Here is a 16,779-nt window from a genome sequence, read left to right as displayed (position 1 = left end):
AATTATGCCAACAGGTATCTATAATAAAAAAGGGCAGGGATATAAGATATTCCTGCCCTTTATAATAAAAGAAAGCTATTCTAAGATCTGTCCAATTAGAGAGCAATAGGCACTAAGACTTTGACTCCAAAGTTACGTCCCATGTTGAATACACCTGTTCTACCGGTGTAATTATTGACATCCTCATATTTCAGACGGCTCAAATGACTTTGATAGCCCCGATCGAAGATGTTGTTCGCAGAAAAGACAATAGAAGCCAATTTCTTACCTTTGTTACGGATTTCAGTTCCTGCAGAAAGATTGAACAACGTATAGGAAGGTGTCTCTGTCTCGGTTCCGCCCTCTGCATAGAAATGGGTCTGCTTAAAGTCACACTCCATGTCTATTCCTGCAAAAAGATTGTTGAAGACACGTCCGTCTCTGATAAAATCATAATGCAAGGAAGAATTCCAACGAGGAGCAGGAGTAAACGGAAGATATTTTGATTCCTTCGGTTGATGTAACTGTATGGAATTGACATAAGAGAAGTCATTCTCAAAATGCAAAGCCTCAACCGGGTGAATGTCAATATTGAGTTCACCGCCTGACAGACACGCATTACCGGCAGCAAACTGATACGTATCAAAGCCATCAGTAATCACGGGTTTTCCATCTGCATCAGTCAACTTTCTCGAAAAGACATAATGGTTGATCCGATTGACAAACAGAGAAACCTGAGCGGAAACGATGTCAGAAGTATAGTCAGAGCCAAGGTCCACCTGCCAACTGTTCTCCGGTTTCAGACCTTTCTGTCCGAGTTCGTAACGAACAGTCCCATCATGAACACCATTAGAGGCGAGTTCACTGATTGTCGGAACACGGAATCCCCGAGAGAGATTCAACCTCACGTTCAATTGTCTGGTAGCATTCCATGTTGCTCCCAAACTCCCGGTCACTCCATGATAGTCATGTTTGAAAGAAGTAAAACGCTGTTTGCCGTCATCCGTCAAAGCATCGCTGTGCAGATGACGCTGGTCATAGCGTAAGCCACCACTGAAATGGAAATCACCCAAGTCCTTGTCAGCCATAGCGAACACGCCATAATCGAAAAGTCGGTATGCAGGTATCAGATATTCCGAACCTTTATTGACAGACTTCTGATACATTCCGTTGATACCTGTCGCCATGCTCCACCCATTGAAGACCGGAGACTGATAATGGAAATCATAGTTGACGGTATGCAATAAGAGATACAACCCGCAAGTATTGGGGGTTACCGGGTTCTCAAATTCCTGGCGACGGTTCTGCTGATAGCCAATCAAAGTCTTCAACTGTCCGCTACCGAGAAAGATGGTATTGTCCAGTACAGCCTTATAATGATGGATCTGCTGATAAGGCATTCCCCTACCATATGTTTTCCGTTCATGATCAGTAGCAATACGTTCGTCTTCCTGTCCATTATTATTATACGGCATCAGGAATTGACCGGTCGTTTCATCACGATCCCCTTCCACGATACCCGGTGTCAGGTGATAATAACTTAAAGTAAGCAGCGTACTGCTTTTAGGTCCATTATATCCCATGACAGCACTGGCAGCACGTTCACGGAACTGGGAATTGAGCACATAACCATCATATTTGTCTTTATAGGCATGAGCCATTTTATCACTATAGCGGCCGTTCCAGACAAACCCCTTCTGATTACCTGCAAAATCGACGGTATAATCAAATAAACCGTTATTCGTCTGATATTCCGAACCGACCTGAGCCATCATCTTTCCTTCAGGCATGAAAGGGTCGCGATTGAAAATCACCACACCGGCCATGGCATCTGAACCATACATCAAACTTGCAGGGCCCTTCAACACTTCTACAGAGCCAACCGTCTGAGGATCAATTTCTATACCATGTTCATCACCCCATTGCTGGCCTTCCTGACGAACACCGTCATTGACAACAACGACACGATTATAGCCCAAACCCCTGATAACAGGTTTGGAAATTCCGCCTCCAGTCGTTACCTGGGATACGCCAGGCACCTTGGACAAGGCATCGATGATATTGGTAGAAGAAGTAAGTTGCAACTGCTCAGCAGATAAAACTGCGACAGGCATAGGAGAATTCTTACTCAACGTATTCCCTGAGATGCCGGTCACGACAACCTCATTGATCATTGCATTGGCTTCTTTCATGACAAAGTCCAGATTCGACACTTTGGTCAAATCGACCATCTTAGTTTGAGTCTGATGTCCCAGATAACTGACTTGGACTAAAGCCTTACATGGAGTAAGATCATTAAAAATGTATTTCCCATTACTGTCACTTACCGCATTTTTGTTGAGACTGGGAATAGAAATCACGACTCCCGTAAGAGGACTGCCATCTACGGCATCAGTCACAGTACCCTGGAGTTGGACTTTTTGACCTACAGGTTCTGCTGTCACAGTCATGGCAAAGCACAACAGTGACAATATTAAATTCAATACTTTCATATTTCGTATTTATATTTTGAAGAAATGACATTAAGGGCTCTCACAGTCCCTAATAAAAAACTGATCAAAATATCAAATACGGTGGTGCTCTGGAATGAAGTTTGGGAGAATAGACAAAAAGATAATCTATTTTCTTTCTGAAAAAGAGAATAGAAAGCGACAATGCCACCGCAATAAACCCTATCAATACTGGTATGATATAGGGCAATACGGAGAAATGGCAGATAACGCAGTTCTGCAATGCCAGCAAAGCACCCGAAGAGAGATCAGTATGAGGCACATGATGCAGGCAGAGCACACAAGGTGCAGCAGGCTTTTCCACCTCTGTATGACAGTGTGTGATAGTCAGAAGCAGGACCGGTACAAACACGGCCAGCAGCAACTGAGCGATACGTTGTCGTCTTTTGCCTAAATTCACGATAACAAAGTTAAACCTTTTTTCTCCAATAAGCCATTATGAGGCTATCGATTTAACGAATTTTCGTCTTTTATATCATCCTTTCTGAAAAACGATTAAAAGTTTTATGAAAACAAATTCACATTTAATAGTCAAGCCATCCCACTCTGACAGACGATTCCTCCCTGACAGACAATTCCTCCCTGACAGGCAAGCCTTCCCATAAATGCAAAAAGGCTGTGTCCATATTCAAGACACAGCCTTATCGGTCTTTATCATTCAGACCTTATTTTGCTTTGTATTTCTCGGCCTGTTGCTGAATCAACTGTTGGTCTTCGAAATAATCTATCCGCATTGACTTACGAACCTCATCCATGGTCTGTGCAGCCACTTCACGTGCCTTATCAGATCCTTTTTTCAGGATATTGTAGATTTCCGGAATATCCTGCTCATATTGATGACGCCGTACACGAATAGGGTCCAGCATCTTATTCAGGATCTTATTCAGGAATTTCTTACATTTCATATCGCCCACACCTCCATGAGTATAAGCAGCCTTGAGGTCATCCAGAGTTTTGTAGTCAGGCCAGAAATCGGCAAAATCCTCTTCTGAGGAGAACGCATCCAAATAAGTGAATACGGTATTTCCCTCCAGATGTCCGGGATCATCGATATTGACATGCGAAGGGTCCGTGTACATGGAACGTACTTTCTGCCAAACCGTATCTTTGTCATCACTCAGATAAATGCAATTACCCAAACTCTTGCTCATCTTCTCCTTGCCGTCCGTACCCGGCAACCGACGAGAAGAAGAATTCTCGGGGAGCATGATATTAGGCTCCACCAATACAGGAGCGTAGATCTGATTAAAGCGGCGGACCAATTCCCTTGTCAGTTCCAGCATCGGTTCCTGATCCTCACCTGCAGGTACAGTCGTTGCCTTGAAAGCCGCAATATCCGCAGCCTGTGAGACAGGATAGCAAAAGAACCCCAAAGGAATATTCGCTTCAAAGTTGCGCATCTTGATTTCAGTCTTCACAGTAGGATTGCGCTGTACACGGCTCACACTGACCAGATTTTCCAGATAAACTGTCAATTCGGCAAGTTCAGGAATCCGGCTCTGAATATAGAGTGTGCATTTCTCGGGATCAAGGCCGGCAGAAAGATAATCCAAAGCTACTTCTATGATATTTTGCCGGATCTTCTCAGGATTGTCAGCATTATCTGTCAAAGCCTGCACGTCAGCCATAAAGACAAACATACGGTCATAGTCGCCCTGATTCTGAAGTTGGACGCGACGCTGAAGTGAACCCACATAATGTCCGAGATGAAGTTTCCCTGTCGGACGATCTCCCGTTAAAATTACTTTCCCCATGAAATTTACTTATTTGTAGTCAGAAGTCCCCGTCTCCGCTCTTACATCTATTAAAAGAGAAAAGGAGAAAGGTACTCTGCCATTATTCAACATTTTAGAAATCTCCTGCCTCCGCTGCCACAGACCGATATCTGAACATTAGAAAGGCCGGAAATTTGAATTTCCTATTTAGAATTCCACATTTTTCGGTGTCCGCGGGAAAGGAATGACGTCGCGAATATTCTGCATACCTGTAATAAAGAGGACAAGACGCTCAAATCCCAGTCCGAAACCGGCATGAGGGCAGGAACCATACTTCCGTGTATCCAGATACCACCACATATCCTTCATCGGAATATGACGGCGATGGATTTCAGAAAGCAGTTTGTCATAATCAGCCTCTCTGACACTTCCTCCGATGATTTCACCGATCTGCGGGAAAAGGACATCCGTTCCCTGAACGGTCTTGTCATCCTCGTTGATCTTCATGTAGAAAGCCTTAATGTCTTTAGGATAGTCTGTCATGATGACAGGGCGTTTGAAATGGTTTTCCACGAGATAGCGCTCATGCTCACTGGCAAGATCGATACCCCAGGAGACAGGATTGTCAAAGTGATGCCCATTCTTGGCAGCTTCTTCCAGGATTTTAATGCCTTCAGTATAAGGTAGTCTGACAAAATCCTCCTTCAGCACCGACTGCAGGCGTTCCAGAAGCCCCTTGTCAATCATCTTATTCAGGAAAGCCAAGTCGTCCTGACAATGATCCAAAGCATATTTCACACAGAATTTGATGAAATCCTCTTCGAGATCCATCAACCCGGTCATATCCAGAAAGGCTATTTCCGGTTCAATCATCCAGAACTCTGCCAAATGCCTGGGGGTATTCGAATTCTCAGCGCGGAATGTCGGTCCGAAAGTATAAATGGCTCCCAGTGCAGTCGCCCCCAACTCCCCTTCCAATTGTCCGGAGACAGTCAGGTTCACTTTCTTGCCGAAGAAGTCCTCACTATAATCTGTTTTTCCCTCTGCTCCAGGTTTGATTTTATCATGGTCAATGTCCAAAGTGGTCACCTGAAACATATCCCCTGCGCCCTCGGCGTCCGAAGAGGTAAGCAACGGTGTATTGAAATAGTAGAAACCATGCTCATCGAAGTATTTATGGATAGCCATAGCCAGATGATGGCGAATGCGGAAAACGGCGCCAAAGGTATTGGTCCGCAGGCGGAGGTGAGCATATTTACGCATATACTCGAAACTCTGCCCCTTTTTCTGCATGGGATAATCAGAAGGACAAAGGCCATATATCTCGATACTCTTGCACTGTATCTCATAAGCCTGTCCTTTTCCTTTGCTCTTGACCAACGTGCCAATGACACTGATACAAGAACCTATAGTTATTTTCTTCAGCGTATCCGGGTCGAAATCAGAAGGACTGACGACAACCTGTATATTATTAATGGTTGAGCCATCATTTACAGCAATAAAATCAACGGCCTTGCTCGTCCGATGAAAGCGGACCCATCCTTTTACATTGACTTCTTTTCCTAAGTCAGTACCTTTTAAAGCAGAAACAACTTTTGTTCTTTTCATTTCTCTCTTAACTATTAATTGACAAAGAGCCGGCCTTTATGAAATGCCGGCTCTCTCTGTATCATTCAAAAGCGCCCATTCGAAGCATATCCACTTCCTGTTCCGTAAGGAAGCGCCAGTCACCTCGGCGGAGATTCTTTTTAGTCAGACCTGCGAAGAGCACCCTGTCAAGTCGTATGACACGATAGCCAAGACTCTCGAAGATTCGACGGACGATACGGTTCTTGCCACTGTGGATCTCTACGCCCACCTTGGTCTTATCCCTATCATCAGCATATTCCACTGCATCAGCATGAACTTCCCCGTCTTCCAAGGTAACGCCGTCAGCGATCTGCTGCAGGTCATGAGCCGTAACAGGTTTGTCAAGTTGGACGGCATAAACTTTCTTCTTCAGGAATTTCGGGTGAGTCAACTTACTAGCCAAGTCCCCGTCATTCGTCAACAGGAGAACACCTGTCGTATTCCGGTCCAACCGACCGACAGGGTAGATACGTTCAGGGCAAGCCCCCTTAACCAGATCCATCACCGTCTTACGCTGCTGTGGATCATCGCTCGTAGTGACGTAGCCTTTAGGTTTATTCAACAAGATATAGACCTTCTTCTCCAAGGTAACCGCCTGATCATGGAATTTCACCTCATCAGAGCGAAGGACTTTCGTACCCAGTTCTGTGACCACCTTGCCATTCACCTGCACGACACCAGCCTGAATGAATTCATCTGCCTCACGACGGGAGCAAACACCGGCATTGGCAAGGAATTTATTCAAACGTATCGGTTCATTAGGATCTACATTTTCTTCTTTATATTCTATCTGTTTCTTGAGGCTATATTTTGCATTCGGATCGTAGTCATCGGAATGCGGACGACTGCCGCCACGGTAATTGTTATTGCCATAGCCGCCTCTATTATTGCCATAGCCACCGCCACGATTATAACCATAACCGCCGCTGTTGCGATTGCCATAGCCACCACCGCGGGAGTATCCCCCACGATTGTTGTTATATCCTCCTCGGGACTGATAGCCACCTCGTGACTGATAGCCACCACGGGACTGGTAACCGCCACGAGACTGGTAACCGTTTTCCTCGTCAGAATTATTATTATAGTGGGGACGATAGCCGTTTCCTTCTCCTTCAGGAGCGTTATAACGCGGACGATAGCCACCTTCGTCAGGACCACCATTATTATATCTCGGGCGATAGCCACCTTGCTGACGGGGCTGATAATTGCCACGATTTCCATAGCCTCCTCTATTGCCATTATAGCCACCGGAGCTGTAACCGCCCCTATTGTTATTGTAGCCTCCTCTGGAGGAATGATACCCTCCCCCTCTTGGAGAATAACCCGAGTGCTGCTGGTAGTCAGAGTTGCCACCCTGACCATTCTGGAGTCCATTGCCAAAACCTTCAGGCATGAACCCACCACCTTCAGCCGACGGGTTGCCATTACCGCCTCGATTTGAGCTATAAGCTTTCTGAACATGTATACGGGGACGGGGACGCCCTGTTCCCCGATAGTTATTCTGAGCACTATCTGACGACTTATAGTTATCTGAACTATTATCGTTATTGTTACGACTGCTATTGTTATTTGTTGCAGACGCGTCTTTAAGATTGTTTTCGTTTTCTTCTGAATCCATGTCTAAATTTCCTTTTATGGCCTCACGGCCAGGTTAGTTAAAATAAAATCTTTATTATTCTATGTAAATTAATAGTATCCTTACTCTACCCTATCTGAAAACACGCTACTTCCATTTGTTTATTTGCTGAGCTACAAAAAGGGAAAGGAGAACTACTCTGTCCTTTTCTATTCAAAACCATCTGTCCGGCACTTTCAGTTCAATGAGAAAAACTCATCATTCACGTGTAAATCTAAATTCGGTCAATACGGTATCAAATCTTTTGCTTTAGCGTTGATTGTCAACTTTGTTATCTTTATTTATTACATACCTGTATAATTGCGTGGTGTAATTGCCAGGAGTTCTTTTTTCACACGGTCACTTATATTCAGTCCATTGATAAAATCATGAATCTTTTCTTCCGTTATCTTTTCATTGGTACGGGTGAGGTCTTTTAAAGTTTCGTAGGGATTAGGATATCCCTCACGACGCAGAATGGTCTGGATAGCTTCGGCGACTACAGCCCAATTATCATCCAAGTCCTCTTGGATCTTCTGATCATTCAGAATGAGTTTGTGAAGTCCTTTTATAGTACTCTGGATAGCAATGATACTATGTCCCATCGGAACCCCCACATTGCGGATGACAGTAGAATCTGTAAGGTCCCTTTGCAGGCGGCTCACCGGCAACTTACGAGCCAGGAACTGAAGAATGGCATTTGAGATACCCAAATTGCCTTCACTGTTCTCATAGTCAATTGGATTGACTTTGTGAGGCATTGCGCTGGAACCGACTTCGCCCTTTTTGATTTTCTGTTTGAAATAATTCATCGAGATATACATCCAGAAATCCCGGTCGAGGTCTATCATTATCGTATTCAGGCGACGAAGCGCATCAAAGACAGCCCCCAGATTATCATAATTGCTGATCTGAGTCGTATACTGTTCACGCTCAAGCCCGAGTTTATCTTCAACAAACCGATCCCCTATTTTCTTCCAATCATAGTCAGGATAAGCGACATATTGTGCATTATAATTACCCGTTGCCCCACCAAACTTCGCTGTGATCTTGCAGTCTTTCAAAGAATGGAGTTGGGTATTCAGGCGATAGACGAACACTTCGATCTCTTTTCCCAAACGTGTCGGGGAAGCCGGTTGTCCATGAGTCTTTGCCAGCATTGGGATATCTTTCCACTCCTCAGCATAACCCTGAAGCAACTGAATCAGTTCTTCCAACTGTGGGATATAGACCTTATTGAGGGCATCCTTGATCATCAAGGGTGTTGCAGTGTTATTGATATCTTGTGAAGTCAGTCCGAAGTGGACAAAGTCCTTGTATTTTTCATCTATGCCTAATTTGTCAAATTGCTCTTTGATAAAGTACTCTACAGCCTTGACATCGTGATTTGTTACCTTCTCAATATCCTTTACACGTTGTGCATCCTCTTCGGAAAGATTCTTGTATATGTCGCGTAACTGACCGAATAATTGATGGTCAAAAGATTTCAACTGAGGCAAAGGGAGTTCACAAAGTGTAATGAAGTATTCTATTTCCACGTGAATGCGATACCTTATTAGAGCATACTCGGAGAAATAATTTGCCAAAAGTTCCGTTTTGTTTCGGTAGCGGCCATCAATAGGTGAAATCGCGGTTAATACATCAAGATTCATTATCGTGTATATTTATATATGTTGCAAATATAATGATTAAAATCGATAAAGCCTAAAATAGAATTGATAAATTATTTTAAAACAAAGAAAAACATACAAACAGGTTACTAAATGTCAATTTCAAGGCCTCAGGTCAACATTTGGAAAGAGTTAAAGAGGGTTATAAAAAAATCCCTGCAATCCCGAAGGACTACAGGGAACACCCCTCGTGGGCGTTGACGGATTCGAACCGCCGACCCTCTGCTTGTAAGGCAGATGCTCTAAACCAGCTGAGCTAAACGCCCTCACTTCTGTAGAACGGGTGCAAAGGTAGTGATTTTATTTTATCCTGCCAAATATTTCACCAATTTTTTAATAAAAATTCCAAAATACAAGTTATAATGCGAGCAACAAAAGACATTGAAGGGGGACTGGTATCAGCGACTTTTGACCACTGTGTGACGTTTTTTTAAGGGTCCTATGCAACCGAAAACATTTCGGATAAGACCGCTTGGCGCATCTGTACATTGAAAGAAAAGGATCAGTGAGAATCCACCGACATACCATCGAACATAATTCCGAAAAGATTAGATTCATCGCCTGCTATTCTAAGAGAGCCCTACACATCTGGAAGGGTCGTCTTCTCTGAAGATATCCTTTGTATAGAAGGCCTCCATCAACCTCAACACAGCACTCAAAGGGAGGCTCTGCCAAAGTCCTTTATTTCAGTAAAACTTGCGTCTGATTCCGACCACGCCAGGTCTTCAACTCCTCTCACATAAGAAGACAAAAAAAGGGCAGTCTCGAAAGAGATCGCCCTTTTATAATTTCTTAAATAACTTATTCAGCTACCTGAACAGTTACACGACGGTTGAAGGAAATTGGAGAGAGTTCATCTACACCACCTTCACCTTTGGCATTGATATTGCTGCTGTCGACACCCATCTTAACGAGTTCGTTAGCAACAGTCTGAGCACGCTTTTCAGACAGAGTCTGGTTGAATGCAGGAGTACCTGTAGCCTTGTCGGCATAACCGGTAACATTCAGCTTGCTGCTGTTATCCTTAGCGTAGTTAGCCAAAGCACGAACGTTTACGAGATCCTTCTGAGAAGCGATCGTAGACTTGCCAAGGTTGAAGAATACTGAAACAGGAGTATTGACAAATTCCTTAACGTTTTCAGCAGGCTTCTGGTTAGCGAGTTCGTTCTTCAAGCGCTCGTTTTCAGAGTTAGCGTCATTAAGCTGGCTCTTCAAAGCGTCAATCTGAGACTGGTGCATAGCGTTCAAGGCATTTACGTCAGGAACTTTGTCCCAAGTAGATTTACCAAGATTGATGTTGACACCAACTTCAGCATAGAACTGATTGTCATGGTTATCCCAGCCACGATGACGACCACCGTTAGCATTGATACCATCACCGTCACCACCCATACTGATTACGCCACCTTCAGCGAAGACATTAACAAGGTTGTTAATCTTCCAAGTGGACTGAACACCAGCACTAAGAGCTACAGCATAGCGGTTGTAGGTCATAGAACGAGTTGCACCGGCACCGGCAAACGGAATGACATTCCATACACGGTTTGGATTATAGCCAAAGAACAAATTGCTTGCATTGATAAGCACTTGCTCGTTAGCTGTCCAATACTTATTGGAATTGCCATAGTTGTCACCATCGGTTACTGCTTTGCCCCAGATACCCTGGACCTTGGTACGAAGACCGATCTCAGGTGTGAACCACTTACCAATAGCGATTGAAGCACCAGGATTAGAACGGAACTTCTTGATCGGAGATCTTGAAAGACCCAGTCCATGCTCTTCGTTAGAATACCATGCATTCCAGCTACCACCTCCCTGGATAAACCAATTGCTCCAGAAAGAATTTGTTGCCACACTGTACTTTTCCGTAGGTGTAGCGTCTTGTGCTTCTTGTTCGTCTTGAGCGAAAACGCCCGTAGACATTGTCGTAGCACAAGCCAAAAGAATCAAAAACTTTTTCATAACTTTTATTTTAACACTCAATTTAAATTTATTATTACTCTTAATTCTTGGCAAAGATAAACATTATTTTCAAAACTAGCCGTCTTTATTGAAAGAAAATTGATGTTTTTAACTAAAATCTTATTTATATAGCGCCATTTCCACGTTTTATACGCGATATACACATCTTTTAAAATTAAATTTACATTTTTTTGCAACTCCAATCATCTTTTATTACTATCTAATTGGAAAAATATGAACAAAATAAGCGAAAAAAGTGTGTCATCAGTCTAAGAAATTCGCTCGATAAGCAATTAAGATTCATCAAATGACCTCTTTCAGCTAATTTCATTAATCCAACAAATGATCGATCTCATTTTGAGAAAGAATTCCGACAATACACTTCCCGTCAGGGGTGTATTTAGGGTGCTGGCAAGCGAACAAACTGTTGACAATATTTTCCATTTCTTCATTGTTGAGAACTTGTCCCTGAGGAATAGCCGCATGACGAGCCAGACTCAAAGCCAACGTCCGGTTAATCTCATCCTTGACTTTAGACCCCTTTTCAACAGCCGCACTGATCATATCCGTGAACAAACTGTTGAAGTCCAAGCCTTCCAAACCTTCCGGAGCGCCATTGACAGCATAACTTCCATTGCCCAGGTCAGAAAGTTCGAACCCCAGTTCTTCCATTTCCGGCAAAACCGTTTTCAGCATCACCTGATCAGAAGCCGGTATCTGGACGACTTCAGGAAACAGAACTTTCTGGGAATGACTCTTGTGCTGCTCCAACTGTTTGAGATACTGTTCATATAATATAAGGATGTGGGCCCTATGCTGATCGATGAACATCAGTCCGGACTTCACGGCAGTAAGAATATATTTACCTTTATACTGATAGTGGGCGGGCGATTTTTCATCCGTCATTTTAGATTGCCCTTCAGATCCGGCAACCTCATTTTCAGAAGGGAAAATACCTTCGCTTTGTGTGTCCGCCTTCTTTTCCAAACCTTCATACAACTTCTCCCACTCTTTCGGAGCTGCCGAAGACGGCTGTCCTGAAGGAGAAGTACTGAAGGGATTGTAATTGGAATTATAGTTGACTTTCGGATAAGTCACGGCACTGTCAGGATTGAATACCGGAATGTCCGGTTTCCCCTCTGTGTCAAAATCAATGGACGGGACATCATTGAACATTCCCACAGCATCTCTCACTGCAGAAGACAGAATCTGCCAAATCGCCTGTTCACTGTCAAACTTGATCTCCGTTTTCGTCGGATGGATATTGACATCGATATTCTTCGGATCGACATCAAAGCAGATGAAATATGGGACTTGCTCGTCTGCAGGTATCAAACGCTCGTAAGCATTTATCACGGCTTTATGAAAATAAGGATGCCTCATATATCGGCCGTTGACAAAGAAAAACTGTTTGACACCTTTCTTCTTTGCAGATTCAGGTTTGCCTACGAAGCCCGTGATCTTACATAAAGAGGTGTCGACCTTCAAAGGCAGCAGATCCTGATTCAACCTTTTGCCGAAGACCTCGACAATCCGCTGGCGGAAACTCCCCGGATGAAGACTGAAAACTTCGACGCCATTACTATGCAGCGTAAAGGTCAGCTGCGGATAAACCAGCACGATCCGCTCGAAAGCCGTGATGATATTATTCAGTTCTGTCGTATTGGACTTGAGAAATTTCCTGCGGGCAGGAACATTGAAGAACAGATTTTCAACTTTGAAGTTGCTGCCCACCGGGCAAGAGCAAGGTTCTTCACTCCCAAATTCAGAGCCGGATATGGACAGATGAGTGCCGATCTCCTCCCCAGTTTGACGGGTTTTCAGTTCTACCTGTGCCACAGCAGCGATAGAAGGCAAGGCTTCCCCACGGAAACCCATAGAATGCAAGGCAAACAAATCTTCAGCCTTTCTTATCTTTGAGGTCGCGTGGCGTTCAAAGGCCAGACGTGCATCCGTCTCCGACATGCCGCAACCGTCATCTATCACCTGGATAGACGTACGGCCAGCATCCACGATCACCACATGTATCGTCTTCGCCCCGGCATCCACTGCATTCTCCACCAATTCCTTTATCACTGATGCAGGACGCTGGATCACCTCACCTGCAGCGATCTGATTGGCTACAGAATCTGGAAGAAGTTGTATTCTGTCACTCATAAACGAACTTTTTAAGCATTTAACATCATCCCCGAGATGCGAATCTGACCAAAAAGGATATCAGTAGAACTGCCTTTCCATCTCGTCGGGGATTGCTCCATCAAGATATCCTGCAAATTCCGTACCATTCAAATGAACGAATGAAAAACAAGCCATTTCTCTCCCGAAAAGAAATTCTGACTGCCAAAATTTACAAAGGCGCACAACAGTTCACTCAACAGTCTGTGTCAAAATTAAGGCAAAGTGCACCTTCTGCCAAAGAGAAATGTATATATAATAAGGTGTAATCAGAATATCGAGGTCGAGGCTGCCCTTAGGAACCTTTTGCGGCATCTGTCACAGGCGAAGTATCAGGACCGTTTCCGGTTACACCCGTCGGTTTCTCCAAATGTTGGAGAGGAGCCTCATGCCGCTTCTGCATCTTCAGTTGCTGCCCCTGACCTTTTCCCCGCCATACAAAAATATCATCCTTGTTCTTAGGGCGCAGATCAGCGAACCACTGAAAATCAGGCAACTTCAATTTCGATGGCGGAATCTGAGTCATCGGGTACAGCGTCCCCTGAGATTTAGGCATCCATATCCGTTGCAATTTCTTTTCAGGAGACATATACATCTTCATCGTATCCGTCTCCGTGTAGTTCAGTCCCATCAGAGAACTGTCCTTGTCATTTACCGGATAGTAAACGGCCTGGACATTTCCAATAGCCACCGATGTATGAGGATTACCTTTTATAAAATAGGAGTGCATCACCTTGGATGAAATCTGATTATAGTGGACACTGTCAGGGAGGATTTGTACAGACAGCGCCTGACCGATCACATCTGCCTTGCGCAACGTGGAATCGGCAAGATAAGCCATAATGACTTCTCCCAACAACTGCCGGTCAGCATTCCAGACTATCGGGTCGTGGTACATGGTCATACAAGAATCCTTGCTGTTATAGACCAGAGAATCACAGATCGCCTGAATATCTGTCCGGAAAGCCTTCACTTTATGAAAAGCCAACACTTTACGGTACACATTCTTCTTGTTCATGTTGAAGGTGAAGATCTTCATGGTATCAGAATGAACGTAAAGCGTGTCCTTATGAGAATATTCAAAAGCTACCGGATCACGCGTCGCAAAACCGTAGCCCGTCTTTTCATTATACCTGAAATAGCCGCAGTGCAAAGCATTATGATTCTTCAGATCCCTGTAAATGACCCGTCCATAACCCCTGCTGAATCCGTTCTTGACATAGAACAAACTGTCACCCGTTATTGTCTTCGTCCCGTCAACCACCGTTGACCGCCCGTACATCCGGGCTCGTTCAGTCCGTGTATTGTAGTAAGCATTTGACGTGCTGATGACCGTTTGGCCCGTCCGAATCCTCGACTTGGGTCCGAGGATATGGGCCATCGCCTTCTTCACATCATAATATAAGGTATCAGTGGTGATCGTATGCTTGGGACTTCTCAGATGAACATTATAGTAGAAAACCGCCTGGCGTGTTTCCGGATAATAAGTTCCCCAATCTGAGACAAGTTTGTCATGCCCGTCAACAAGAGAACCCCCATCGAAGAAAAAGATCTGATTATAAAGACGGTCATAGTTCAAACTGTCTGTGCGCAGAACCTGCCGGCGATGATGGACCACCACGTTTTTACGTGCTTCCATCTGCTGGGCAGCCCCATCATAAGTGGCACGGTTACAACTCAAAGACAAGGTATCCCCCTGTTTGAAATAGACATGTCCGAAAGCCTTTACGGAATTGGATTCCTGATAGAAATAAGCACTGTCACAAGACAGGTATGCGCCCTGATGACGGAAAGCCACATGGCCTTTGACAATTTGAGCCCCGGGGTTGTTGCCAAACTGGTTGTAAAAAAGTTCATCAGCATGTAACAGGTAGATCCGCTCAGATGACTTCGCACGACGATTCTTCCTTACAGGTGTCATTGCTTGAGCCAAGAAAAGGCCAAACAGGCATAGAATCAAAACGATGATGAATCTATGCCCGCGACATACCGAATTTAACTCTTTGACTGAAATCATCTCACCCAACCTTGATATTGGAAATGACAATTTTTATATCTATCATTCATTTGTACATAAGTATGCTTGATCTTGTTTTCTATCCAATTTTGCAGGACCTTCTCCCGCTCTTTGTTGAGGACGACATCACGCATCACTTGAAAATCCTGTGTGATGGTAGCTTTATGCGCATTGATCCTGTCTATAAGTTTGACGATCGCCAGCGTAGTCTTGCCTTTGGCATCAACCATCTGGAAAGGCACAGATATCTCCCCCACCTTCAAAGTATCCACTACACGGGCCACTTCTGTAGGCAGGTCCTTCATTTGGAAACGCGAAGTACGGGAAGTCTGGGAATTATTGACCATCAAACCGTGATTGCTCTTGGTGTCCTTATCATCAGAAATAAATGTTGCAGCTTGCTCAAAAGTAAACTTCTTCGCCCGGATATCTCTTTCGATAGAATCCAACTGCTCCGTTGCTTTGACAATGGACGAATCAGATACCTGAGGCTTGAGAAGGATATGACGGACATTGATCTTGTCACCACGCTTGTCGATCAACTGGATGATATGGAAACCATATTCACTTTCCACAATTTTGGAGATCTTCTTCGGGTCAGTCAAGTTGAATGCGACATTGGCAAAAGCCGGGTCCAGCATACCACGCCCTACATATCCCAATTCTCCCCCATTACGGGCAGAAGCGGGATCCTCAGAATAGAGCCGTGCCAAAGTTGCGAAAGAGGTCTCACCTTTATTCACACGATCCGTAAAATTACGGAGTTGCTCCTTGATTCGGTCTATCTCAGCCTGTGACACCTTAGGATGGCGCATAAGGATCTCGACCTCGACTTCTGCCGGCACTTCAGGAATACTGTCAGCAGGAATTGTTCTGAAATAGCTGCGGACTTGTCCCGGAGTGACTTTGACATCCTCCACGATCTTCTCACGCTCTTTCTGGATCAACTGTCGATTTTTGAAATCATCGTGCATTTCCTCACGCATCTGAGCGACAGTCTCCTTACGATACTCTTCAAGTTTTTCCTTCGACCCGATCATCTGTTCCCAGTAATCGATCTGCTGGTCAATGCCGGAAATGACGTCCGACTCTGATACCTGGATACTATCCAGTGCAGCCTGGTGAAGGAAGAGTTTTTGAACCGCGAGTTGTTCAGGTATGGAACAATCCGGATCACCGGAGAATTTCACGCCTTCAGACTCACTCTGCAAGCGAAGAGCCTCAACATCAGATTTCAAGATAGGTTCGTCTCCTACTACCCAGATCACCTCATCTACGATGCTGTTCTCATTTGTGGCAGAAGGAGCTTCAGCAGAATCCTGACTTTGCGCCAAAGCCGGTTTTTGCCCTGCGCCGGAAGTTACCGTCGCATTGGAATCTGCTCCTAAAGAATCAGGCTCGGCACTTCTCCCTATGCCATGGTGAGACTGTGCTGCATAAGAGCATACACCCAATAACAGCAGAAATGCCATTAAGCCCAAAAACGTATATTGTCCTTTCCTCATCT

At 44.5% G+C, this 16,779-nt stretch carries 10 protein-coding genes and 1 tRNA gene; all 11 read right to left on the bottom strand.

The window, feature by feature from the left end; translation table 11 throughout:
- Positions 1 to 95: 95 nt before the first annotated feature.
- The 11 genes from NG821_RS05065 to NG821_RS05015 all read right to left on the bottom strand — a co-directional run bounded on the left by NG821_RS05065 (position 96) and on the right by NG821_RS05015 (position 16,777).
- Positions 96 to 2,471, bottom strand: coding sequence for a TonB-dependent receptor (locus tag NG821_RS05065; protein ID WP_252760573.1), 2,376 nt, complete (start codon positions 2,469 to 2,471; stop codon positions 96 to 98).
- 64 nt (positions 2,472 to 2,535) lie between these two features.
- The gene (locus tag NG821_RS05060) at positions 2,536 to 2,889 is read right to left on the bottom strand and encodes a hypothetical protein (protein WP_252760572.1); all 354 of its coding nucleotides are present in this window, start codon (positions 2,887 to 2,889) and stop codon (positions 2,536 to 2,538) included.
- Between the two features lie 265 nt (positions 2,890 to 3,154).
- The gene (trpS, locus tag NG821_RS05055; RefSeq protein ID WP_252760571.1) at positions 3,155 to 4,243 is read right to left on the bottom strand and encodes a tryptophan--tRNA ligase; all 1,089 of its coding nucleotides are present in this window, start codon (positions 4,241 to 4,243) and stop codon (positions 3,155 to 3,157) included.
- Positions 4,244 to 4,411: 168 nt separating this feature from the next.
- Positions 4,412 to 5,812, bottom strand: coding sequence for an asparagine--tRNA ligase (gene asnS / locus NG821_RS05050; protein WP_252760570.1), 1,401 nt, complete (start codon positions 5,810 to 5,812; stop codon positions 4,412 to 4,414).
- A 61-nt stretch (positions 5,813 to 5,873) separates the two neighbouring features.
- On the bottom strand, positions 5,874 to 7,451 hold the full coding sequence (locus NG821_RS05045) for a pseudouridine synthase (protein ID WP_252760569.1): 1,578 nt from the start codon (positions 7,449 to 7,451) through the stop codon (positions 5,874 to 5,876).
- Positions 7,452 to 7,753: 302 nt separating this feature from the next.
- Positions 7,754 to 9,100 (bottom strand): adenylosuccinate lyase, encoded by a 1,347-nt coding sequence (gene purB, locus NG821_RS05040; RefSeq protein WP_252760568.1) that lies wholly within the window; start codon positions 9,098 to 9,100, stop codon positions 7,754 to 7,756.
- 209 nt (positions 9,101 to 9,309) lie between these two features.
- Positions 9,310 to 9,384: transfer RNA gene (locus NG821_RS05035), tRNA-Val, on the bottom strand.
- 535 nt (positions 9,385 to 9,919) lie between these two features.
- Positions 9,920 to 11,080, bottom strand: a complete 1,161-nt coding sequence (locus NG821_RS05030) for an OmpA family protein (protein ID WP_252760567.1) — start codon at positions 11,078 to 11,080, stop codon at positions 9,920 to 9,922.
- Positions 11,081 to 11,410: 330 nt separating this feature from the next.
- Positions 11,411 to 13,237 (bottom strand): DNA mismatch repair endonuclease MutL, encoded by a 1,827-nt coding sequence (gene mutL / locus NG821_RS05025; protein WP_252760566.1) that lies wholly within the window; start codon positions 13,235 to 13,237, stop codon positions 11,411 to 11,413.
- A 313-nt stretch (positions 13,238 to 13,550) separates the two neighbouring features.
- Positions 13,551 to 15,272, bottom strand: coding sequence for an OstA-like protein (locus tag NG821_RS05020; RefSeq protein WP_252760565.1), 1,722 nt, complete (start codon positions 15,270 to 15,272; stop codon positions 13,551 to 13,553).
- A complete protein-coding gene (locus NG821_RS05015; protein WP_394802060.1) occupies positions 15,269 to 16,777 on the bottom strand; it encodes a peptidylprolyl isomerase in 1,509 nt (502 codons plus the stop codon). The genes NG821_RS05020 and NG821_RS05015 overlap by 4 nt, the downstream gene beginning before the upstream one ends.
- Positions 16,778 to 16,779: the final 2 nt, after the last annotated feature.

Source organism: Segatella cerevisiae, assembly GCF_024054555.1.
Lineage (GTDB): Bacteria > Bacteroidota > Bacteroidia > Bacteroidales > Bacteroidaceae > Prevotella > Prevotella cerevisiae.
This window is presented reverse-complemented; position numbering and strand designations above follow the sequence as displayed.

What these genes read in the sequence shown, in the direction of transcription:
- asnS (WP_252760570.1), bottom strand. Translation starts at nt 5,812, where the DNA reads ATGAAAAGAACAAAAGTTGTTTCTGCTTTAAAAGGTACTGACTTAGGA.
- NG821_RS05030 (WP_252760567.1), bottom strand. Translation starts at nt 11,080, where the DNA reads ATGAAAAAGTTTTTGATTCTTTTGGCTTGTGCTACGACAATGTCTACG.
- mutL (WP_252760566.1), bottom strand. Translation starts at nt 13,237, where the DNA reads ATGAGTGACAGAATACAACTTCTTCCAGATTCTGTAGCCAATCAGATC.
- NG821_RS05015 (WP_394802060.1), bottom strand. Translation starts at nt 16,777, where the DNA reads ATGAGGAAAGGACAATATACGTTTTTGGGCTTAATGGCATTTCTGCTG.
- trpS (WP_252760571.1), bottom strand. Translation starts at nt 4,243, where the DNA reads ATGGGGAAAGTAATTTTAACGGGAGATCGTCCGACAGGGAAACTTCAT.
- NG821_RS05065 (WP_252760573.1), bottom strand. Translation starts at nt 2,471, where the DNA reads ATGAAAGTATTGAATTTAATATTGTCACTGTTGTGCTTTGCCATGACT.
- purB (WP_252760568.1), bottom strand. Translation starts at nt 9,100, where the DNA reads ATGAATCTTGATGTATTAACCGCGATTTCACCTATTGATGGCCGCTAC.
- NG821_RS05020 (WP_252760565.1), bottom strand. Translation starts at nt 15,272, where the DNA reads ATGATTTCAGTCAAAGAGTTAAATTCGGTATGTCGCGGGCATAGATTC.
- NG821_RS05045 (WP_252760569.1), bottom strand. Translation starts at nt 7,451, where the DNA reads ATGGATTCAGAAGAAAACGAAAACAATCTTAAAGACGCGTCTGCAACA.